The 21,760-nt window shown below is 65.7% G+C and carries 20 protein-coding genes, 1 tRNA gene and 1 riboswitch; of the genes, 12 read left to right on the top strand and 9 right to left on the bottom strand.

Annotated elements, in window-relative coordinates; all coding sequences use genetic code 11:
• Positions 1-16: 16 nt before the first annotated feature.
• Positions 17-766: an electron transfer flavoprotein subunit beta/FixA family protein gene (locus AC6CIE_RS09340; protein ID WP_191577349.1), complete on the top strand. Its 750-nt coding sequence runs from the start codon at positions 17-19 to the stop codon at positions 764-766.
• Complete coding sequence (locus AC6CIE_RS09335; RefSeq protein WP_481145006.1) at positions 766-1,698, top strand: electron transfer flavoprotein subunit alpha/FixB family protein; 933 nt, start codon at positions 766-768, stop codon at positions 1,696-1,698. The genes AC6CIE_RS09340 and AC6CIE_RS09335 overlap by 1 nt, the downstream gene beginning before the upstream one ends.
• 90 nt (positions 1,699-1,788) lie before the next feature.
• Here AC6CIE_RS09335 and AC6CIE_RS09330 read toward each other — a convergent pair whose 3' ends face one another.
• Positions 1,789-2,802 (bottom strand): LysR family transcriptional regulator, encoded by a 1,014-nt coding sequence (locus AC6CIE_RS09330; protein WP_498092096.1) that lies wholly within the window; start codon positions 2,800-2,802, stop codon positions 1,789-1,791.
• 32 nt (positions 2,803-2,834) lie between these two features.
• Positions 2,835-3,638 (bottom strand): N-formylglutamate deformylase, encoded by an 804-nt coding sequence (gene hutG, locus AC6CIE_RS09325; protein ID WP_175138903.1) that lies wholly within the window; start codon positions 3,636-3,638, stop codon positions 2,835-2,837.
• A 264-nt stretch (positions 3,639-3,902) separates the two neighbouring features.
• Here hutG and AC6CIE_RS09320 point away from each other — a divergent pair, with 264 nt between their 5' ends.
• Positions 3,903-4,586: a MarC family NAAT transporter gene (locus AC6CIE_RS09320; protein ID WP_279975433.1), complete on the top strand. Its 684-nt coding sequence runs from the start codon at positions 3,903-3,905 to the stop codon at positions 4,584-4,586.
• Positions 4,587-4,840: 254 nt separating this feature from the next.
• Positions 4,841-5,074 carry a hypothetical protein gene (locus AC6CIE_RS09315; protein ID WP_498092094.1) on the top strand — a complete coding sequence of 78 codons (234 nt, stop codon included), beginning with the start codon at positions 4,841-4,843 and terminating at the stop codon, positions 5,072-5,074.
• A 32-nt stretch (positions 5,075-5,106) separates the two neighbouring features.
• On the opposite strand, the gene AC6CIE_RS09310 is transcribed toward AC6CIE_RS09315, so the two are convergent.
• On the bottom strand, positions 5,107-6,393 hold the full coding sequence (locus tag AC6CIE_RS09310) for an LLM class flavin-dependent oxidoreductase (RefSeq protein ID WP_175185130.1): 1,287 nt from the start codon (positions 6,391-6,393) through the stop codon (positions 5,107-5,109).
• Positions 6,394-6,621: 228 nt separating this feature from the next.
• Positions 6,622-6,728, top strand: a riboswitch (TPP riboswitch).
• Between the two features lie 101 nt (positions 6,729-6,829).
• On the opposite strand from AC6CIE_RS09310, the gene AC6CIE_RS09305 reads away from it, so the two are divergent.
• From AC6CIE_RS09305 to AC6CIE_RS09290, 4 genes are all read left to right on the top strand, one after another.
• A complete protein-coding gene (locus AC6CIE_RS09305; protein WP_498092092.1) occupies positions 6,830-8,281 on the top strand; it encodes a sodium:solute symporter family protein in 1,452 nt (483 codons plus the stop codon).
• A 101-nt stretch (positions 8,282-8,382) separates the two neighbouring features.
• Complete coding sequence (locus AC6CIE_RS09300; RefSeq protein ID WP_498092090.1) at positions 8,383-9,051, top strand: DUF6088 family protein; 669 nt, start codon at positions 8,383-8,385, stop codon at positions 9,049-9,051.
• A 26-nt stretch (positions 9,052-9,077) separates the two neighbouring features.
• Positions 9,078-10,124, top strand: a complete 1,047-nt coding sequence (locus tag AC6CIE_RS09295; protein WP_498092088.1) for a nucleotidyl transferase AbiEii/AbiGii toxin family protein — start codon at positions 9,078-9,080, stop codon at positions 10,122-10,124.
• Between the two features lie 2 nt (positions 10,125-10,126).
• Positions 10,127-10,837: a metallophosphoesterase gene (locus tag AC6CIE_RS09290; protein WP_498092086.1), complete on the top strand. Its 711-nt coding sequence runs from the start codon at positions 10,127-10,129 to the stop codon at positions 10,835-10,837.
• A gap of 148 nt (positions 10,838-10,985) precedes the next feature.
• Here the strand turns inward: AC6CIE_RS09290 and AC6CIE_RS09285 are convergent.
• From AC6CIE_RS09285 to AC6CIE_RS09265, 5 genes are all read right to left on the bottom strand, one after another.
• Positions 10,986-11,061 (bottom strand) — tRNA-Ala (locus tag AC6CIE_RS09285).
• 70 nt (positions 11,062-11,131) lie between these two features.
• The gene (xth, locus tag AC6CIE_RS09280; RefSeq protein WP_175185134.1) at positions 11,132-11,914 is read right to left on the bottom strand and encodes an exodeoxyribonuclease III; all 783 of its coding nucleotides are present in this window, start codon (positions 11,912-11,914) and stop codon (positions 11,132-11,134) included.
• Positions 11,915-12,258: 344 nt separating this feature from the next.
• Positions 12,259-12,480, bottom strand: coding sequence for a hypothetical protein (locus tag AC6CIE_RS09275; protein WP_063952506.1), 222 nt, complete (start codon positions 12,478-12,480; stop codon positions 12,259-12,261).
• A 135-nt stretch (positions 12,481-12,615) separates the two neighbouring features.
• Positions 12,616-13,398: a 3-oxoacyl-ACP reductase gene (locus AC6CIE_RS09270; RefSeq protein ID WP_498092085.1), complete on the bottom strand. Its 783-nt coding sequence runs from the start codon at positions 13,396-13,398 to the stop codon at positions 12,616-12,618.
• A gap of 17 nt (positions 13,399-13,415) precedes the next feature.
• Complete coding sequence (locus AC6CIE_RS09265; RefSeq protein WP_498092083.1) at positions 13,416-14,219, bottom strand: FadR/GntR family transcriptional regulator; 804 nt, start codon at positions 14,217-14,219, stop codon at positions 13,416-13,418.
• Positions 14,220-14,510: 291 nt separating this feature from the next.
• Between AC6CIE_RS09265 and AC6CIE_RS09260 the strand changes: the two genes are divergently transcribed.
• Both AC6CIE_RS09260 and AC6CIE_RS09255 read left to right on the top strand, forming a co-directional pair.
• On the top strand, positions 14,511-15,947 hold the full coding sequence (locus tag AC6CIE_RS09260) for an aldehyde dehydrogenase family protein (RefSeq protein WP_175138979.1): 1,437 nt from the start codon (positions 14,511-14,513) through the stop codon (positions 15,945-15,947).
• Between the two features lie 140 nt (positions 15,948-16,087).
• Complete coding sequence (locus AC6CIE_RS09255; protein WP_056569982.1) at positions 16,088-16,792, top strand: riboflavin synthase; 705 nt, start codon at positions 16,088-16,090, stop codon at positions 16,790-16,792.
• Between the two features lie 72 nt (positions 16,793-16,864).
• Here AC6CIE_RS09255 and AC6CIE_RS09250 read toward each other — a convergent pair whose 3' ends face one another.
• Complete coding sequence (locus AC6CIE_RS09250; protein ID WP_498092081.1) at positions 16,865-18,361, bottom strand: M81 family metallopeptidase; 1,497 nt, start codon at positions 18,359-18,361, stop codon at positions 16,865-16,867.
• 305 nt (positions 18,362-18,666) lie between these two features.
• Here AC6CIE_RS09250 and AC6CIE_RS09245 point away from each other — a divergent pair, with 305 nt between their 5' ends.
• Together AC6CIE_RS09245 and AC6CIE_RS09240 are read left to right on the top strand one after the other, a co-directional pair.
• On the top strand, positions 18,667-20,100 hold the full coding sequence (locus AC6CIE_RS09245; RefSeq protein ID WP_367351912.1) for an amidase: 1,434 nt from the start codon (positions 18,667-18,669) through the stop codon (positions 20,098-20,100).
• A gap of 59 nt (positions 20,101-20,159) precedes the next feature.
• Positions 20,160-21,743: an ABC transporter substrate-binding protein gene (locus tag AC6CIE_RS09240; protein WP_498092080.1), complete on the top strand. Its 1,584-nt coding sequence runs from the start codon at positions 20,160-20,162 to the stop codon at positions 21,741-21,743.
• Positions 21,744-21,760: the final 17 nt, after the last annotated feature.

Genomic DNA, 21,760 nt, shown 5'->3' with positions numbered 1-21,760 from the left:
ACTCAGGAGTGTTTCCATGAAGGTACTTGCCGCGGTCAAGCGCGTGGTTGACTACAACGTCAACGTGCGCGTCAAGGCCGACCAGAGCGGCGTGGACATCGGCAACGTGAAGATGTCGATGAACCCGTTCGATGAAATCGCCGTCGAGGCGGCCGTGCGCCTGAAAGAGCAGGGCGCGGCGGCTGAAGTCGTGGCCGTGTCGTGCGGCACGGCGCAGTCGCAGGAGACGTTGCGCACCGCGCTGGCCATCGGCGCCGACCGCGGCGTGCTGGTGCAGACGGATGCCGCCTTGCAGCCGCTGGAAGTCGCCAAGCTGCTGCGCGCCGTCGTGGTCAAGGAAGCGCCTGCGCTGGTGATCCTGGGCAAGCAGGCCATCGACGACGACGCGTGCCAGACCGGCCAGATGCTGGCGGCCCTGCTGGGCTGGCCGCAGGCCACCAACGCCAGCGCCATCGCCATCGGCGACGGCACGGCGCGCGTGACGCGCGAGGTGGACGGCGGCCTGGAAGTGGTGGAACTGACGCTGCCTGCCATTGTGACGGCAGACCTGCGCCTGAACGAGCCGCGCTATGTCACGTTGCCCAACATCATGAAGGCCAAGAAGAAGCCGCTGGATGTGGAAACGCCGGACGCGCTGGGCGTGGACCCGGTTTCCCGCCTGCAGACGCTGCGCGTCGAAGAGCCGGCAGCGCGCGCACCCGGCATCAAGGTTGCCGACGTGGCCGCGCTGGTCGACAAACTGAAGAACGAAGCCAAGGTGATCTGATGACTGTCCTTGTTATTGCCGAACACGATAATCGGGCGCTGAATGGCGCCACGCTCAACGCCATTTCTGCCGCGGGCAGGCTGGACATGCCGGTCCACGTACTGGTCGCGGGCGAGGGCGCGCAGCCGGTGGCCGAGGCGGCTGCACGGGTCGCCGGGGTGGCAAAGGTGCTGCTGGCGCAGGCGCCGCAGCTTGCCGATGGCCTGCCGGAAGCCGTGGCCGCGCAGGCCGTGGCGGCGGCCGCCGGCTACTCGCACGTCTTCCTGGCCGCGACGGCGCAGGGCAAGAGCGTGGCGCCGCGCATCGCCGCCTTGCTCGACGTGGCGCAGGTGTCGGACGTCATCGACGTGCTGGCGCCGGACACGTTCAAGCGTCCGATCTACGCCGGCAACGCGATCGCGACGGTCAAGAGCGGTTATCCGGTGGTCGTGGCCACGATCCGTCCCACGGCATTTGATCCGGTGTCTGGCGACGGCGGCAGCGCCACGGTGGAAGCGGTCGAGGCCGTGACGGCGGCGGGCTTGTCGCGATTCATCAGCCGCGAGATCGCGGTGTCAGAACGCCCCGACCTGGGCGGCGCGCGCGCCGTGGTGTCGGGCGGACGCGGCCTGGGTAGCGCGGAAAACTTCAAGCTGCTCGATCCCCTGGCCGAAAAGCTGGGCGCGGCGCTGGGCGCCTCGCGCGCCGCTGTCGACGCGGGTTATGCGCCGAACGACTGGCAGGTCGGCCAGACCGGCAAGATCGTCGCGCCGGACCTGTACGTGGCCGTCGGGATTTCGGGCGCGATCCAGCATCTGGCGGGCATGAAGGATTCCAAGGTCATCGTCGCCATCAACAAGGACGGCGACGCGCCGATCTTCGGCGTGGCGGATTACGGGCTGGTGGGCGACCTGTTCGAAGCCGTGCCGGCGCTGACGTCCTCGCTGCCGTGATGGAAGCGGCGTTGGCGCCGCAGAACGCGCCAACGCCGCAGGCAGCCCTTCGCTGCCGAACACCGCGTTCGGGGCGCCGCGGGCTTTACGTCAACGCCGCAGGCTGCGCCACAGCGTGGCCGGCGGCAGCCCCAGCGCCGGGGCCAGTTCTTTCTGGATCAGGCGCTCCATCGCCATCAGGATCACGTCGCGCGCCTCGGCGGGCAGCTTGCCCACCTCCTGCTGGCGCGCGGCCAGATACAGCGTGCGCGACAGCGCGGGATCGTCGGCTCGCGCCGCGCCCAGGAAGGGCGCCAGCGGCAGGACGCGCAACTGGTCCAAAAAATGGCGCGACTGCCAGATGCACAGCGGCGTGCTGATGCCAAAGCCCAGCCCGGCCGTGACCAGGCTGAGCAGCGGATCGGTATTGTCGAATTCGTAGGTACGCTCGATCATCACGCCGTGCGACTCGACCAGCCGGTCGATCTCGGCGCCGATGAACGAACGCGCGCTATAGCGGATGAACTGGGCGCGCTGGCCCAGCTCCTTCAGTGTGTTGATCCTGTCCATGCTCATCGAGCGCGGCACGATCAGCACGTAGGGCTCGCTGAACAGACTGTACTTGCGGATGGTGGGCTTTCCTGCCGATGCGCTGGTGGTGACGACGAGGTCTAGCTGCCGGTCTTCCAGCTGCTTGTCCAGTACGGGCGTGATGCCCGACCACAGCCGGATCTGGCGCGACGCGCCGGACAGGCCGTGGATCAGGGTCGGTCCCAGCGTGCCGGCAAACGAGTCCACGCAGCCGAAGCGCACGAAGTTGCGCTTGGCCCGGCTAAGGTTGCGCACGCTTTCCGTCATGTCGCCGGCCTGCGCCAGCAGCCGCGCGGCGTGTTCGAACAGCAGTTCGCCAGCCGGCGTGGGCCGGGCAGGGCGGGTGCTGCGGTCCAGCAGTTCGGTCGACATGGCGGCTTCAAGCTGCTTGATCCGCTGCGACACGGCCGCCTGCGAAAAACCCAACAGCCGCGCCGCGCCCGAGACCGACGCCGCTTCCACCACCGCCACCCACGTCAACAGCAGGCTCCATTCCGGATAGTTTTCCGTGCTGGTGAACGAAAAGCGGTTCATGGCGTGGGCGTCCGGCGGCGTTTCAACAAGGCTTAGCGCTGGCGCGCGGTGGTCTGGCGCAGCGCGGCAGTCACCATGCCTTCGACCACCGGAATGACCTTGTCGGCCAGATCGGGGCGATAGCCGTACGGGTATGTTTCGTCCATGTAGGTGGACTGGCACATCTCGAGCTGGATGGCGTGCACGTTGTCAGCCGGCGAACCGTAGTGGCGCGTGATGTAGCCGCCCTTGAAACGGCCATTGACGGCCCAGGTGTAATCCTTGCAGCCGTTCAACTGTTCATGCACGGCGGCCAGGATATCGGGCGCGCAGGAAGCGCCGTCGGACGTGCCGATGTTGAGGTCGGGCAGCTTGCCCTCAAAAAGGCGCGGCAGCACGCTGGCGATAGAGTGGGCTTCCCATAGCAGCACCGTGCCGTGCTCGGCCTTTATGCGGTCGATTTCTTCTTGCAGCTTGGCGTGATAGGGCTTCCAGTACGCCTCCAGGCGCTGGGCGCGTTCCGCGTCGGTCAGCACAGCGTCGTTCTGGTAAAGCGCATCGCCGCGAAAGGCCTGGGTGGGGCACAGGCCGGTCTTGGTCTGCCCGGGATACAGGCTTTCGTCGTTGGGCGGGCGGTTCAGGTCGACCACGTAACGCGAATAGCGCGCGCCCAGCACGGACGCGCCCAACGCCTGGGCGAACTGGTACAGGGTGTCCAGATGCCAGTCGGTGTCGCCGGATTGCAGGGCAACGTCCGTCATGTGCGGACGCTGCGCGTCGGGAATCTGGCTGCCGAGGTGGGGAATGGAGATCAGCAGCGGGGCGGTGCCGCGGCTGAATTGGAAGAGGTCGGTCAAGAGGAAACTCCGGGTGGCAATGGCAATGCGCCGCGGCAGAGCCGCAGGCAACGGGCGCTTGTATGCTAGGCAGCACGGCCCGCTGCGGGAATTGCATCAGTTTAATGGATGCTGATGATTAGCCGCGCCGATGCTCATGGCGATGGCCGCGGCGTGGTCACGGTGAGGGGCGTTCTGGGTCGCGCTGGTCAGCCGCGGCTCGTGGACCGAGCTGCGGGGCCGCGTGAGGTAGAGTAGACGGCGCGCACACTCTAGCGAGCGGACATGATTGATGAACTGATTCAACTGGGCAAGCTCGTCAGCCTGGGTCTGGCGCTGATGCTGCCGCTGGCCAATCCGCTGACGTCCATGACGCTGCTGCTGTCGCTTGGCCAGCAGATACCGTTCAAGGAACGGCAGAAGCAGGTGACCCAGGCGGCGTTCTACGTGGTCGGGATCATGCTGGTGACCTACTACGCCGGCGCGCTGCTGATGCACACCTTCGGCATTTCCATCCCCGGCCTGCGCATTGCGGGCGGACTGATCGTGGTCAGCATCGGCTTCAGCATGCTGTTTCCGTCGGACCAGCCGCGCGCCCTGGAGGCCGAGGCCGCGGCCGACGCGCAGGAGCGCCAGAGCCCCAACATCGCATTCGTGCCCCTTGCGCTGCCCGGCACGGCGGGACCCGGCACGATCGCCATGATCATCAGTGGCGCGTCGTCGGTCGATTCGGCCATTGCACCGGACTATGCGCGTTGGGTGGTGGGCGTGGCCCCGGTCATCGTGTTTGCGCTGCTGGGGCTCTTGTTCTGGGTCTGCCTGCATTTCGCGGGTCGCATCGTCGCCGTCATCGGCAAGAGCGGTGTCGAGGCGATCTCACGCGTGATGGGATTCCTGCTGGTCTGCATGGGCGTGCAGTTCGTCATCAACGGCGTGTTGGAGATCGTGGAGAAGTTTCCCAACGTGTAGCGGGCATAGGGTCAGGCGTTCCGTCCATGCATGCCTGCGCTGCGCCGGGCAGTTCATAAAGTCACGCGGATTTTGATTTCACCCCGTTTCGTGAAGCTTGTAGAAACATAATCTACGCTACATTACATTTTTGATTTTTCGCCGTGGGCAGTCATGCTTGCCCGCGACGGCAGTTTTTGTATGTGCAACATCATTGAAGACAAGATCAGGCAGTGCGCGGTAGCCCGCGAATCCATCGTGGTCGGCGCGCCGAAGTGCCGATCAAGCTCCTGCGGTACGGCCGCCGCAATCTGCAAGCGTGCGTCATGATGGCCTGGCTACCCTTGATCGTGTTGGGGCTGGTGGTCAGCGGCGTAGTCACCGCCTTGATGCGCGAGCCGGGCGTTCACCTTTACGACTGGATCGCCACCCGTGCTCGCCGGCCGCAACCGGCTGCCCGGCCGCGTGTCCCCGAAACCGAACGCGAACCATTGACCCAGACAAGCTGATCGCCACGCGTATCGGTCCGGCGTCTGCCCTCTCAGCGGCCCGGTCGTTCCAGGCCCAGATGTCCGCGCAGCGTGGCGTGTTCGTAGTCCTTACGGAACAGCCCGCGCTGTTGCAGCACCGGCACCACCTGCTCCACAAAGTCGTCGATGCCGCCCGGCAGTGACGGGGGCATCAGGTTGAAGCCGTCGGCGCCTTCGTTCCTGAACCAATGTTCCATCCGGTCCGCGATCTGCTCCGGTGTGCCCACCATCGTGCAGTGCCCGCCGCCCGCGGCCAGCCGGCCGAGCAACTGGCGCACGGTGGGCTGCTCGGTTTCGATGATGCGCAGGATGGTGCCGTAACGGCCTTTGGGGCCGGTGAACTCGGACAGCGGGGGCAGGGGCGGCACGGGCGCGTCCAGTTCCCAGCCCGAACAATCCTGCAGGACGAACGTGCCAAGTTGGCGCAATGAGGCGTCCGCGGGCAGGAGTTCGTCCAATTCGCGCTGCTTGGCGCGGGCCTCGGCTTCGGTCGAGCCGACATAGGTCACGAGGCCCGGCATGATGGGCACGAACGCGTCGCGGCCAGCGGCCCGGACACGTTGCTTGATGTCGCGGTAATAGGACTGCGCGGCGGGCAAGTCGTAGGCCACGGCATAGATGGCTTCCGCGCGGCGCGCCGCCAGATCGCGGCCCTGATCCGAGGCGCCCGCCTGGAACAGCACCGGATGCCCCTGCGGCGGTCGCGGCACGGTAAGCGGGCCGTCCACCAGAAAGTGTTCGCCATGGTGATCTATCTTGTGCAGGCGGTCCGGCACGCCGAAGTGGCCGTTGCGGTCGATGACCAGCGCGTCGTCGTCCCACGAGTCGAACAGCCTCAGCGCAACGTCGACAAATTCCTCGGCGCGCGCGTAGCGCCAGTCGTGGCCGGGCATGGCTTCGTAACCGTGATTGCGCGCCTCGGCATCGAACATCGAGGTCACCACGTTCCAGCCCATGCGGCCGCCGGAAATGTGATCCAGCGAGGCCACCATGCGCGCCGCATGAAAGGGCGTGAAGAACGTGCTGGACACCGTGCTGATCAGGCCGATGCGGGTGGTGGCGCGGGCGATCGCGGCCATCGTGGTGAGCGGTTCAAGATACCAGCGTGGCCCGTCGCCGATGTTGTCCATCGACTGGCCGTCGGCAAAGAAAATGGCGTCGAGCTTGCCGCGCTCGGCCGTGCGGGCCAGGCTTTCGTAGTAGCTGATGTCGCCCAGCCGCTCGGCCGCCGAGTCCGGGTGGCGCCAGGCCGCGCGATGGTGGCCGCAGCCGAAAATGAACAGGTTCAGGTGCATCATGGCGATCAGCTCGTCGATTGCTTCATCAGTTGCGTCATCAATTGCGTCATTGATTGCCGCGTCCGGCACGCCCGCGGGTGCCGCAAGCGGGCGAACTTAGCATAAAACGGCGGGCGGGCGCCGTTGCGGTCGGCGGGGCTTGCGCGGCCGCGGCGCCTGCCCGGCATACCCGGCCCAACGTTTCTCACGCCGCGCGTTGACATCGCCGCGCTGCTCTCCTAACCTTGCGGCAATTCCTGGGGGAGCCCTGTACGGGCTGAGATTCCGCGTCTATGCGGTAACCCTTTGAACCTGATCCGGGTAATGCCGGCGAAGGGAAGGACTCCGCAAGTCTCTCGCGCGCCCTCCCTGATTCCATTCATCTCGCGGCCTCCCTGACGGCGGGCCGCCGCGTTACGCGTCCGGCCTCAGGCCGCCCGCGGGAGGACCGACCTTCATGTTGACCCAAACCACCGCCCTGGTATGGCTGCTGCTGTTCTCGGGCGGCTTCGCCGTGGCCAGCGTGCTGTACACCCGGCGCAAGCGCGGCACCCTGGAAGACTACATCGTCGCGCGCAACAGCCAGGGGTCGTTTGGCACGATCCTGACGCTGATGGCGTCCACGCTGGGCGCATGGATTCTCTTTTCGCCGGCGCAGGCCGCAACCTGGGGCGGGCTGGCCGCCGTGATCGGCTACGCGCTCGGGTCGATGTCGCCGCGCCTGGTCATGATTCCGCTGGGCCGGCGCATGCGCGAACTGATTCCGCACGGCCACACGCTGACCGAGTTCCTGATGGCGCGCTACGGCCGGCCCATGTACGGCCTGGCGCTCTTCATCATGCTGTTCTACCTGTTCATCGCACTGTCGGCCGAGGTCACGGCGATTGCCAAGCTGGTCGCGATGCTGGCGCCCGTGCCCCTGTGGGCCACCGCGGCCATCGTGATGGGGACGACTTTGCTCTACACGACCTACGGCGGCCTGCGCTCGTCCATCTTTACCGATCAGGTGCAGATGATGATCATCGTGCCGCTGCTGGTGGTGCTGTGCGTGGTCGGCTGGCAGGCGGCTGGCGGCGCATTGCCGACCATCGAAGCGCTGCAGGCCAAGGCCCCGCAACTGCTGGACCTGACCGATCCGGTGGGCGTGAAGGCCGGGCTGACCTTCTTTGTCGCGATCCTGCTGACCGGCATCTTCCACCAGGGCAACTGGCAACGCATCTACGCCGCCCGCGACACCCGCACGATGCGCAACGGCTTTCTGCTGGGCGGCGTGCTGGTGGCGCCTTTCATCTTTTTGATGGGCCTGTTCGGCCTGGCGTTTGTCGGGTTGGCGCCCGAGGGCGACAGCTCGATCGCGCTGTTCAGCGTCATCATGCCGCACGCCCCGGCGTGGTTCGTCATTGCCCTGATTCCGCTGGGCCTGTCCCTGGTCATGAGCACCGCCGACACCGCCATCAGCGCGGTGTCCAGCATCATTGCGGTCGACCTGCGCCGCCTGATGCCCAACGCCGGCGGCGCCACCATGAAGCGCCTGGCGCGGTGGCTGGTGCTGCTGATGGCGATCCCCGTGATGATCGTGGCGTCGCAAGGCTACAGCGTGCTGTACCTGTTCCTGCTGGCCGACCTGCTGTGCTCGGCCGCCGCCTTCCCGGTGTTTTACGGGCTTTTCAGCCGCAAGCACGATGGATTCACGGCGACCACGGCCACCATCACGGGGCTGATCGCCGGCCTTTTCTTCTTCCCCGCGCCGGGGGATAAGCCGACCTTCCTGCTGGAATCGTTCCTGCTGGCGGCGTTTGTGCCGGTGGTAACGACCGTGCTGATCCGGCGGGTGATGCGCGGACGGAAGGAGTTTGATTTCTCGACGCTGAGCGCGGCGGTGCGGCGGTTGGATAAGGAGACGGTTTGAGGGGGGCGTAGTAATCACACCGTCCGAAATTGGCCTACAAATTTCGGACAGATTTGCCGTCTGTCCGAAAAAGATATACAAATATCGGACAAGGATGCCCTATGAACGATATCAAGACTCAGATTGTGGCCAGCATGGAGGCCGCCAGGCCCGGCCATGTCTGGGGCGCGGCTGACTTCGCCCACCTGGGTGGCCGCGACGCGGTGGACAAGGCGCTGCAGCGCCTTGCTGCCGCGGGGAAATTGCGCCGGATCGACCGTGGGTTGTATGACCGGCCCAGAGTAAACAGCCTGACGAAAAAGGCCGCAGTCCCGGACTATCGCGCGGTGCTGGATGCGATCGCCCGTCGGGATCAGTTGCGTTTGCTGGTCGATGGCATGACCGCCGCGAACGATCTGGGACTGACTCATGCCGTGCCCGCGCACGTCACGATTCATACCGATGCTCGCCGGCGGGCCATCCGGTTCGACAATCTGGTGATTCAGTTCAAGCTCACTGCTCCAAGCCGTTTGTTTTGGGCCGGAAGGCCTGCAATGCGCGTTGTGCAGGCGTTGCACTGGCTCAAAGACACTTTGCCCGCCAACAAACCCAACATCCTCAAACGGCTGTCTGCCATCCTGGCAGACTCTCCTCAAGGAGCTGCCATTCGCCAAGACATATCGGCGGGATTCAGCACCTTGCCCGCGTGGATGCAGGATTTGGTCCGAGAATTGCCCGGTTGCGCTCCACAGGTAGGTGCGCACGAGGAGACAATGACGGTCTCCAGATAGCGCCAATCGCGCAGTGGGACCTCGGCATGAATTTGAATTTCCAGACGGTCATTCAGGCGAGCGGCGCAGAGCGTCGCGGCTTGTTTCTGACCACGGCCGCGCGTTTGGGCACCGCCGTTCAACATGTCGAAAAAGACTTCTGGGTGTGCTGGGTTCTGGATGCCCTGTTCAACGGCTTGCCGTCCAATGGGCCGCGTTTGCTGTTCAAGGGCGGCACGTCCCTATCCAAATCATTCGGACTGATTTCGCGCTTTTCCGAGGACATAGACATTACGGTGTTTCGCCAGGATATCGGCGAGCCGATCGAGGTGTCGGACCTCCACGCCTTGAGCGGCAAACAACGCCGCGTCCGTCTCAATCGCATCCGCGACGCCTGCCGGCAGTACATTGCCGAGGTGATGGCAGTGCATTTGGGCGAGATTGCAAATCGGATCATGCCCACCGACCAATTCCGTGTCGAGCTGGACCTTGAAGATCCCGACCGGCAGACGTTGCTGTTCTGGTATCCCGCCGTGACGTCTGCGGAGGGCGACTACATTCGTTCCGCTGTAAAGATTGAGGCAGGCGCCAAGTCGGCGTTGGACCCGCACGAGTCGGCCACCGTCATTCCTTATATCGCTGACGATTTGGCCGATCTGGACATGGCGGTGCGCGACGTCACAACCGTTAAGCCCGAGCGCACGTTTTGGGACAAGATCATCATCTTGCACGGGGCGCGCCAATGGCATGACCGCCGGGGGGAGTTACGCCAGGGCGGGCAGCGGGTCTCGCGTCACTTTTACGACATCCACCGCCTATTGCAGCACCCGGACATCAGTGCGTGGTTGGCCGGCCAGGATTTGGCTCAGGACTGCGCGCTGCACGCGCGGATGTTCTTCGGCAGTGGCGATCTGGGGCTGGACCTGGCGCAGCGCGGCTCTTTCACTTTGGCCCCGTCGCAGCCCATGAGCGAATCGCTAGCGCGCGATTACGTGGCGATGGGAGGAATGGTCTTCGGTGCGCTGCCCGAGATCCAAGATGTGTTGCAATCCATTGGGGCGCTGGAACAGCGCCTCAACGCCAGGGAAGGGTAAGGGTGAAAAGCCGCATGGAAGCAGCTCAAAGGTCCGGAAATCTGCGTGTAGAGCGCTTTGGTCTAAACACCAAAGGCCGCGACCTTGCCGTCGGCGACATACACGGCCATTTCGGCCGGCTTGAAGCCGCGCTTGCCGCAGCCCGGTTTTCCCCCGAGCATGACCGCTTGTTCGCCGTCGGCGATCTCGTCGATCGCGGGCCAGAGTCCGCCGAGGTGCTGGCTTGGCTGGAGCGCCCCTGGTTTCACGCGATCTGCGGGAATCACGACCTCATGACGTGGCGGCGCGCCATGAACAACCCCATTCCCGACGTGGATCATCGCCTCCATGGCGGCGAATGGCTGGACGCGTGCGATGGCGACACCCAGGTCCGCATCGCTACATGCCTGAATGCCTTGCCGTTGGCCATCGAGGTGGAAACGCCGGGCGGTGTCGTCGGTCTGGTGCATGCCGATTTTCCCTATGACGATTGGCAAGCCATTCACGGCGCCGGTTTCAGTCTGGATGATGAACACGCGTGCCTGTGGTCCATCGACCGCTATCGAATGCAATATGCCAAACCTGTCCGAAACGTCCGTGCGGTGGTCCACGGGCACATGACGCTGCGCAAGCCGGCGCAGTTGGGCAATGTGTATTACATCGACACGGGAGGTTGGCAGGACGGGGGGCGGTTCACGCTGCTGGATCTGCACACGTTGAAGCCTTGCCGGTGAAACGGCCTAGCGCCGTCGCACTTGCCGTACAAATATTGCCGTTCCATAGGCGGGCTGTAGGTTCCACCTACGGGCCGTAGACATCCAGCCTGCAGAAACAAAAAAGCCTTGGCACACAAAAGTGTCCAAGGCTTTTCCGTCTGGAATTTGGTGGAGCGGAGGAGGATCGAACTCCCGACCTTCGCATTGCGAACGCGACGCTCTCCCAGCTGAGCTACCGCCCCAAATCAAGCAAGACCAGAAATATACAGGAATTCCCCCCGGCTGCGCAACACGCGCCGGCGCCGATATTTTTCAGACAAATGCGAGCGTGGCGATGACCGGCGCGTGGTCCGACGGTTGCTCGTTGCGGCGCGGTTCCTTGTCGATCACGCAGGCGGTGCAACGCTTGACCAGCGGGGCGGACAGCAGCACGTGGTCGATGCGCAGGCCGGCGTTGCGGCGGAACGCGAATTGGCGGTAATCCCACCACGTGAACGACTTTTCCGGCTGCTCGAACAGGCGGAACGAGTCGGTCAGGCCCACGTCGATCAGCGAGCGCAACGCCTGACGTTCGGGTTCGGACACCAGGACCTGGCCTTCCCACTTTTCGGGGTTGTGCACGTCTTCGTCGGCGGGCGCGACGTTGTAGTCGCCCAGCACGGCCAGGCGGGGAAATTGCTTGATCTCTTCAGCCAGCCATTTGCGCATGGCTTCAAACCATTCCAGCTTGTACGCGTACTTGTCTGACCCAACCGACTGGCCGTTGGGGCAGTAGGCGCAGACGACGCGCACGTCGCCTTCGGGGCTGGGGAAGGTCAGGGCCAGGACGCGCTGCTGCGGGTCTTCAAAGCCGGGGATGTTGCGCACCATCGTCGTGCCGGGCACGCGGGAAATGATGGCGACGCCGTTATAGGTTTTCTGGCCGGCCCACACGGCGTGGTAGCCGGCTTCCTTGAATGCCGCCTCGGGGAACTTGTCGTCGGTGAGCTTGAGCTCCTGGATGCACAGCACGTCGACGGGATTGGCGGCGAGCCAGTCGAGGACCTGTTGCAGGCGCACGTTCAGGGAGTTGACGTTCCAGGTGGCGAGTTTCATGTTTTGTTCAGATGTTTGTTTACGCGGCTCTCGCGGCATCGCGTCGGCGTGACGGGCCGAGGGCTTCAAATCCGGCTTCGATGGCGTCGTTGAAACGAGAGCAATTCGGGGGGGGGGCGAGGCCGCCCCATGCAGATGCGGAATGATACCGCGCCGCCATGACGCGCTTTTTTGCCCGGCCTGCGCATATTGGGTGTCTGACACCCGCGGGAGGCGATCGCCAGTTCGGGGCAGCGTCTCATTGGGTGTCAGACACCGGCCAGCGAAGCTCCACCGCCGCCGCAAGGTGTCAGACACGCACAAACAAAAACCCCGATTCCTGCGAATCGGGGTTTTGGCTTTTGCTATTCGCTGATGTGATTGAACTCAACCGATCCCGGCTCGATTCCCCCGCGCCGCAGCCGGCCGTCGACATCGTCCGGATTTCCGCCCGCCGCGTCCGCCGCCGGCAGGTCCAGCCAATTCGCCAGCTCCTGCTTCGCCTGCTGGCTGTCGGAAATCCCGCCATTGACCAGCGCCACGCCGTCGCTGCCGTCGAGCTTTCGATAACTGATCTGTGTCTTCATCTTGCCTCCTGGGTTGCGGTGGATTTGCCGGTCCACCGTAACACACGACGCTTTGGGGCCATCCAAGGGGCAACCCGGAGTGACGGTCAGCCCTTTATGCCGGCCGGTTCTTACACCTGCCAGCCCTCGAGCCGATCAACCCTTCACCAATCCGCCGTCGACAATCAGGTTCTGCCCGGTCACCGCACGCGACCAGGGGCTGGCGAAGAACAGCACGGCATCCGCAAATTGCTCTGGCGTGGTGACTTCGCGCAGCGGGGTGCCGGCGGCGATCATGTCGAAGACGGCGTCGGGGGTGGCGGCCGAGGCGTCGGTGGTGCGCAGCAGGCCGCCGGACACCATGTTGACGGTGATGCCGTCCGCGCCCAGTTCGTGGGACAGCGTGCGGGTGAAGGCGAGCAGTGCGGCCTTGGCAGCGGTGTAGTCGTGGTACGGCACGACCGGGTTCTGGACCAGGTTGGTGCCGACGTTGATGATGCGGCCGCCGCCGGCGGCGCGCATGCCGGGCAGGGCGGCCTGCGTGGTGTTGAGCGCCGCGCGCACGCTGCCTTCGATCTGGGCGTTCATCTGCGCCCAGTCCAGCGTGTCGGCGTGGGGGCGGGCGTCGCCGTTGAACTGGAAAGCGGGCAGGGCGTTGTTGACGATGGTGCTGACCGGCTGGCCAAAGTGCTGGCTGGCGCGGGCGACCAGGGCGGCGACGGCGGCGGGGTCGCGCACGTCGGCCTGCACGGCCAGGGCGCGGTCCGGGGCGGAAGCCGCCAGCGCCTCGGCGCGCTCTGTGCTGTTCAGATAGTTGATGACGACCTTGGCGCCTTCACGCAGGAAGGCCTGCGCGATGGCGGCGCCCAAGCCGCGGCTGGCGCCGGTGACGATGACGAGTTGCTGGTTCAGGTTCAGTTGCGGGCGTTGCGATGACATGGGGTACGGCTTCCTGCTCAATGTTCCGAGCCGCTGTTGAGCATGCGGCTGCGGGCTTTTTCGATATGCGCGCGCATGACGTTGCGCGCGCCCTCGGCATCCTGATCGCGGATCAGTTTGTAGATGTGGCGGTGTTCGTCGATGGCGGCGCGCGTGCGCTTCCAGGGTTCGCTGTGGACCAGATGGCGCATGACGTTCACGGCGTGGCTCACGTCGTATTCCAGGGACTTGAGCACCTGCACGAAGCGCTGGTTGCCCGTGGCCGTGGCAATGGCGCGGTGAAAGCCATAGTCGTGATGGTGCGCGATGGCGCCGGACGCGTCGGCCTCTTCGTAGCCGGTCAGCATGCGGTCCATTTCCTGCAGGTCTTCGGGTGTGCGGCGCAGTGCGGCCAGGTGCGCGCATTCGGGCTCGATCACCATGCGCAGTTCCAGGCCTTCCAGGATGTGGCCCACGCGGCGCGCGGGGTCCACGGCGGGCATGCCGCCCATCAGGTCCGGTTTGGACTTCACGTAGGAGCCCGATCCGCGGATCGAGTCCACAAGCTGGTCATCACGCAGCCGGTCCAGCGCCTGGCGCACGACGGGCCGCGACACTTCAAAGAGCGCGGCCAGTTCCAGTTCGGTGGGCAGCTTGTTGCCGGGGGCGATCTTGCCGGTGGCGATCGCGTAGAACAGGCTTTCGTAGACGCGCTCGGCAAAGCGCTCGGCGCGGACATAGCCCAGGCCTGACGCCACCTCGGCCAGCACGTCCAGTTCGGGACGGGGGCGGGTAGCCGCGGCCAGCAGCGATTCAAGCTGCGGGTCACGTACGTTGCTCATCGGGCGCTCCTTCAAGTAGGGACAGGTTGTCATGCGGCATGACTAACCGGTGGGCCGCTAAGCCCCTGAAATATTAGGGATAACCCGATCATCCAGAAAAATATCCTGAAGGTTGGGATTAAAGCTGTCATTTCAATTGACAAGTTGCGGAGGCCTCCCGTACCTTGCCATTCAAACCACAACGCCCGCGCGCACGACGCGCCGGCGGCGCGGCCGGCCCAGCTGCCGGCAAGCGCACCGAGACATGCAGCTTCCCCCAACCGGCCGTTCGGCCGCTACTTTACTCCGCACATCGTGACTCAGAAGAACTTTATCGCCAACCAATGGGTGGCCGCGGCCACCGGTGAAACCATTCCCGTCCTGAACCCGTCCGATGGCAAGCCTTTCGAGGAACTGGCCCGCTCGAACGAGGCCGACGTGGACCGTGCCGTGCAGGCCGCGCGCCAGGCGTTCGAAGGCGAGTGGGGCCAGATGGCGCCCGCCGTCCGCAGCCGCCTGCTGATGAAGATTGCCTTTGCGCTGCTGGACCGCCAGGAGGAACTGGCGCAGCTGGAATCGGCCGACACGGGCAAGCCCATCAAGCAGGCGCGCGCCGATGCCGCCGCCGTGGCGCGCTATTTCGAGTTCTATGCCGGCGCGGTCGACAAGCTGCATGGCGAGACCATTCCGTACACGCCGGGATTCACCGTGCTGACGGTGCGCGAGCCGCATGGCGTCACCGGCCACATCGTGCCGTGGAACTACCCCCTGCAGATCTTCGGCCGCAGCGTCGGCGCGGCGCTGGCGGCGGGCAACGCGTGCGTGGTCAAGCCGGCTGAAGATGCCTGCCTGTCGCTCCTGAAGCTGGCCGAGATCGCCGCCGAAGTCGGCCTGCCCGCCGGCGCGCTGAACATCGTCACGGGCTACGGCCATGAGGCCGGCGCTGCGCTGTCCGCGCATCCGGGCATCGACCACATCTCGTTCACGGGCTCGCCGCAGACCGGCAAGATGGTCGCGCACGCCGCTGCCGAGAACCACGTGCCCGTCACGCTGGAACTGGGCGGCAAGTCGCCGCAGATCGTGTTCGACGACGCCGACCTGGACGCCGCGATGCCGGTGCTGCTGGGCGCGATCATCCAGAACGCCGGCCAGACGTGCTCGGCCGGCAGCCGCGTGCTGATCCAGCGCGGCGTGTACGAAACCGTGCTCAAGCGCCTGTCGGACGCGTTTTCCGCGACGGTGACCGGACCGGCGGCGGCGGACCTGGATGTCGGTCCGCTGATCAACGCGCGCCAGCAGGACCGCGTGCGCGGCTTCCTGGCCGAAGCCGAGGCGCAAGGCATGAAGGTCGCCGCGCGCGGCAAGCTGAAGGACGGCACGCCCGAGGCCGGCTTCTATCAGACGCCCGTGCTGTTCCGCGATGTGCCGCCCGACAGCCGCCTGGCGCAGGAAGAAGTCTTCGGCCCGGTGCTGGCCGCCATGGTGTTCGACACCGAGGAAGAAGCCCTGGAAATCGCCAACGGCACGCTGTATGGCCTGGTGGCGGGCGTGTGGACGCGCGACGGCGGTCGCCAGATGCGCTTGGCCCGCAAGCTGCGCGCCGGCCAGGTGTTCGTCAACAACTACGGCGCGGGCGGCGGCGTGGAACTGCCGTTCGGCGGTTCGCGCCAGTCGGGCTACGGCCGCGAGAAGGGCTTTGAGGCGCTGTACGGCTTCACCAGCCTGAAGACCATCGCGATCCGCCACTGATCCCGGCGCGGCGGGCGGCGCGTCCGCGCAATGACCCGGGCAATGGCCCGGGCAGCGGCCCCCAGCAAGGACCCGGACAAAATATCGGTTAACGTTGATGTTTTGCTTCCGGGGCCTGCCGCCCCGCATTCAGGATCCGTATGTTCACCGGTATTGTTCAAGGCACCGCGAAGATCGCAAAGATCGCGGATCGCGAAGGCCTGCGCACCTTCACGCTGGATTTCCCCCCTGGTTTCTGCACTGACTTGGCCATCGGCGCCAGCGTGTCGACGGACGGCGTCTGCCTGACCGTCACGGAAATCCTGTCCGAAAACCAGGCCACGTTCGACGTCATGCTGCAAAGCCTGGCGATCACCACGCTGGGCAGTTATGGCGAGGGCGACAGCGCGAATGTAGAGCGCGCGGCCAAGGACGGCGCCGAGATCGGCGGCCATCCGTTGTCGGGCCACGTGGACTTCACGTCGCAGGTGCTGATGGTGAAGTCGTCGGACACCAATCGCCTGATGCGCTTCAGCATTCCCGAGGCCTTCCGCAAATACGTGTTCGCCAAGGGCTACATCGCCATCAACGGCGCCAGCCTGACCGTGTCGGAAGTGAACCGCGCCGAAGGCTGGTTCGAGGTCTGGCTGATTCCCGAGACGCGCCGCATGACGGTCTTCGAGGACAAACAGGTGGGCGACGCGGTCAACATCGAGATCGAGCGCAGCACGCAGGTCATCGTCGACACCGTGCGCGAGACCGTTCAGGAAAGCCTGGGCAAGCTGCAACCGCTACTGGAGGCGATCCTGAAGGAAAAGGGACTGACGCTGGAAGACTTCGTCAGCCCGCAGGGCAAGCTGAAGTAATACCGATTGATAGCGGCCACGATGGCCGCCTTCGTCAGCATGGCCGGCGCCTTTGCGCCGGCCATGCCGTTTTCACGCTGCCGCAAACGGCCGCCCCTGCGGCCGCACCCGCATCCCGGGCGCCAGACGCGTCCATGGCAGATCCGCGGGATCGGCCTGCATCGGGCCGGGCGCCTTGGCCACCAGCACCTCGTGCGCGATGGGTTGGAAGTCGGCCCGGAAATGCACCGAGCTTTTCACCACCAATATCCCCGTTTCCTCAGGCTGCACGCCGCCGACGCGGAACAGGTTGCGGTCCAGCATCTGCGCCTTGCCGGCGCTGACCACCACCCGCACGCCGCCGATCCGCAGTGTGGCCGTCCCGCCCAGGTCGACGTCCATGCCGTTCATCATCGGTCCGTCAAAGCGCAGCTTGCCATCGGATAGCGCCTCGACCACGAATTCGCCTTCAAAGGCCGCGTCGCCCGTGACGCCGGACTGACCGCCCAGCTTGAGCGCGACGGTCGCGCCGACGCCTGCCGCTGTTGCCTGACGCACCACGTCGGGGTCGTACAGCAAGCCCAGTGCGGCGTTCTGCGCGTCCGCTTCCACCAGCGCGCGCAGCATGCCGGTGGTGTTGGCGTCACCGCCCGCGCCGGGGTTGTCCTGCGTGTCCGCAATGACGATGGGCCGCGTCGCTTCCGCGGCCAGGGCCTGCGCGCGGCGCACCGCCTCGGCCGGTTCCAGAAAGTCCGGCGACCACTCGGGTTCCAGCGCCAGCACGCGCGCATACAGCGATTCCGTGACCTGCTCGACCGCGGCGGCGTCCGTGCCGTAGGCCCACACCACCGGCCCGCACTCCGGGAAATCCGCGGCGGGAAAGCCCGGCGCGAAGGAGACGGAGGCGACGCCGGGCGTCTGTTCCAGTTCACCCAGTAAGGCATACACGCCCTGCGAGGGTTCGAGCATCGTGCACATGCCGTTGATGGGAATCAGGAAGGGCAGGCGGCGTTCGCTGCGGGTCCATTTGCCGCCGGCCTGCATGCGCGCCATGAGCAGCCGCGCGGCCAGCACGCCGGTGTCGGCCATGTCCACGTGCGGATAGGTGCGGAATGCCACCAGGCCGTCGGCGCTTTGCAGCATCTGCGCGGTGACATTCGCGTGCAGATCCAGGCTGGCGACCACCGGCACGTCCGATCCCACGATCTCGCGCACGCCGGCAAGCAGTTCGCCTTCGCCATCGTCCAGATGTTCCGTGACCATGGCGCCGTGCAGGTCCAGATAGACGGCGTCAAAGCCGCCCGCCCGCACCGCGTCCAGGATCTCGCCGGCGATGCGTTCGTAAGCGTCGCGCGTCACATGGGCAGACGGGCTGGCGCCTGCCCAGATCACGGTCTGCACGGTGTGGCCTTCCGCGGCCACCTCGTTGATAAAGCCGCCGGCCGGAATGTTGACCTCGCGCAGCGCCAGCATGTCCGCGCCCCGCACCATCGCGGGAAATCCTTCGCCGCGCACGAAGTTGTCGTAGCCCGCCTTGGAGGGCGCGAAGGTGTTGGTCTCGTGCTGGAAGCCAGCAACCAGGATGTGCATGAGCGTATTTCCTTGCCGATGAGAGGAGGGGAATTCGAGCGTGCGGAAATTATTGGGGGCGGCGCTGCGATCGGCAATACCGATGTCCGCGGCACATCGCGCCAACGTCTCGACAAGCCCGCCATCGCGGGAAATCCCTGATGCATCGCGCGTTGCGTGCCCCGAAGTTGCTCGCTTAGAATATTTTTATGAACTACATCGGTATTGCTAAACAATACCTAAAAGTAGGCGGCAAAAGCAGGGCATCGAATCGGATGCGGGCTATCGCGCCGGCCACCCAGGCGCATCAAGGTTGCAGGGAAGTCATGCGGACAGACGAGTACGAAGGGCAGGACGGATTGGCGTTGGCGGGGCTGCTGGCGCGCGGACAGGTGACGCCGGCCGAGCTGATGGAATGCGCATTGCAGTTGGCTGAAGAACGCGGCGCGCCATTGAACGCGCTGACCTACGTGCAGCCTGAAACGGGCCGTAAATTGGCCGGCGGCTGGACCGAGCGCGGCCTGTTCCGCGGCATCCCGTTTCTGCTCAAGGATTCGGGTCTGCCGAGCGTGCGCTTTCCGTCCAGCCTGGGTTCGGCACTGTTTGACGACACGGAATACGCGTTCGACGCGACGTTGGCCCAGCGCTTCGAAGCGTCGGGACTGATCCCGTTCGCACGGACCACGGTATCGGAACTGTGCATGGGACCGTCCACCGAGGCGCGCCGCAACGGCGGCGCCACGCTGAACCCGCGGGCGCTGGACCGGTCGGTCGGCGGTTCCAGCGGCGGCGCCGCGGTCGCAGTGGCGGCAGGCATCGTGCCGGTGGCACACGGCAGCGATGGTGGCGGGTCGATCCGCATCCCGGCTGCCTGCTGCGGCGTGTTTGGCTTAAAGCCCAGCCGTGGCCGCGTGCCGATGGGTCCGGCGCGCGGCGAAGGATGGGGCGGCATGGCCTGCGAAGGCGTGCTGACGCGCAGCGTGCGCGATACGGCGGCGGCGATGGACGGGATCAGCGGCTATGCGCCGGGGTCGCCCTACGCCGCGCCGCCCGCGCCGGGCTCGTATCTGGATTCGGTGCGCGAGCAACGCCGCGAGCCCCTGCGCATCGCCGTGTGGCGCCAGGCCTGGAACGGCATCCCCATCGCGCCGGAATGCCTGGCCGCCGTCGAACGCACGGCCCGCCTGTGCCGGGAACTGGGACACGAGGTCGTCGACGCGCCGTTGCCGGACCTGGACTATTCGGGATTCGTCCGTGCCCACGGCACCGTGCTGGCCACGAACATCGTGCTGGCCGTGCAGGCACGCCTGGCAATCCGCGGCCGCGAGCTGCGCGACGACGACCTGGAGCCGGTCATCCGCGACGGCCTGTCGGTGGGCCGCGAACTGACCGCCACGCAATACGTGGATTCGATCAACCGCTTCCATGCGATCGGCCGCGCGATCGAGTCGGCCATGACGGACGTCGATCTGGTGCTGACGCCCACGCTGGCGCAACTGCCCGCCAAGCTGGGCGACCTGGCGCTAGAGGGCGAATTCTGGGCGTTCCGCGAAAAGGTGTCGCGCTATGCGACCTTCCTGGCGGTGATCAACGCCTCGGGCCAGCCGGCGGCCAGCCTGCCGCTGGACTGGACGGAATCAGGGGTACCGGTGGCCAGCCAGCTCATCGGGCACTTCGGACGCGAGGACCAGATCCTGCGCCTGGCGGCCGAGCTGGAACGCGCCGCGCCCTGGACGGGGCGGCAGATCCTGCTGCCCTGATCCGCATCAAGGCCCGCCGGCACGCCGCCGGCGCCGGACCAAACCATAAAGGGGAAGTAATGAAGCGATCCTTTCTGTTTTCCGCAGCACTGTTCCTGGCCGCAGCCGCGCCGCTGGCCGCCGTGCCCGCCGCCAGCCAGGCCGAGACCACCGCCAGGTTCGTGATGCACGCGCCGCTGCGCGTGCTGGACCCGATCCTCACGTCGGCCTACGTCACCCGCAACCACGGCTATCTGGTCTACGACACGTTGTTCTCGATGGACGCGTCAGGCCATCCGCAGCCGCAGATGGTGGAGTCGTGGACGGTGTCCGAAGACGGCATGAACTATGTCTTCAAATTGCGCCCCGGACTGGTGTTCCATGACGGCGCGCCGGTCACGGCTGAAGACGTGGTCGCGTCCCTGCAGCGCTGGCAGGCGGGCGACGCGACGATCGGCAACCGCCTGAAGAACGCCACCGCCGAACTCGCCGCGACGGGCGCCGACACCTTCACGCTCAAGCTCAAGGCGCCCTACGGACTGGTGCTGGAATCGCTGGCCAAGGAAAGCTCGCCGGTGCCGTTCATCATGCCCAAGCGCATCGCCTCCGCGCCGGCCTCGCAGGCGATCAGCGAGACGATCGGATCGGGCCCCTACAAGTTCGTGCAGGCTGATTTCCAGGCCGGCGTGAAAGCCACCTATATAAAGTTCGACGGCTACGTGCCGCGCAAAGAGCCGGCCAGTGCGTTCGCGGGCGGCAAGGTCGTCACGGTGGACCGGCTGGAACTCCTGAACATCCCCGACAGCCAGACCGCGGTGAACGCGCTGCGCAACGGCGAGATCGACTTCCTGGAGGACGTGCCGCCCGACCTGATGCCGCAGTTGAAGGACGCCAAGGGCATCGCGCTCAAGTCCTACGGCAAGAACTCCAACATGTTCACCTTGCGGATGAACTGGCTGCAGGCGCCGTTCAATAACGTGAAGGTGCGCCGCGCGGCGCTGGCCGCCCTGTATGAAGCGGACTACCTGGACGCGCAGATCGGCGATCCGGACGTCTACCAGGTGTGCGGGGCGGTGCTGACCTGCGTGTCGCCCTACGCGTCCGAAGAAGGCGCCACGCAGATCAACCCGCCGGACCTGGCAAACGCCCGCAAGCTGCTGAAGGAAAGCGGCTACGCCGGCGAAAAGGTGGTGGTGCTGCATCCGACCGACCTGCCCATCTTCGCCAACATCGCGCCCGTCACGGCGCAGGCGCTGCGCAGCATCGGCATGAACGTCGAGATCCAGTCGATGGACTGGGCCACGCTGCTCAGCCGCCGCAGCAAGAAAGAGGGCGTGGATCAGGGCGGCTGGAGCATCTTCCAGTCCAACATGTCCAGCCTGGATCTGATCTCTGCGGTGGGCAATCCCAACCTGGACGGGCGCGCGGATTCCACGTACCCCGGCTGGACGCACGACGCCGTCATGGACGAGCTGCGCAGCCGCTTCGCCGCCGCGCGCACCGAGGACGAACGCCGCGAACTGGCCCAGGCCATCCAGCGCCGCAACTATGAACAGGTGATGTACGTGCCGCTGGGCGGGTACTCCAAGTTCAAGGGCTACAACGCCAAGTTCGCGGACATGGTCGATGCGCCGATTCCGCTCTTCTGGACCTCGCCCAAGTAGCGGGAAGGGATCTCCAT

The organism is Achromobacter sp. GQ309 (assembly GCF_059759315.1).
This window is presented reverse-complemented; position numbering and strand designations above follow the sequence as displayed.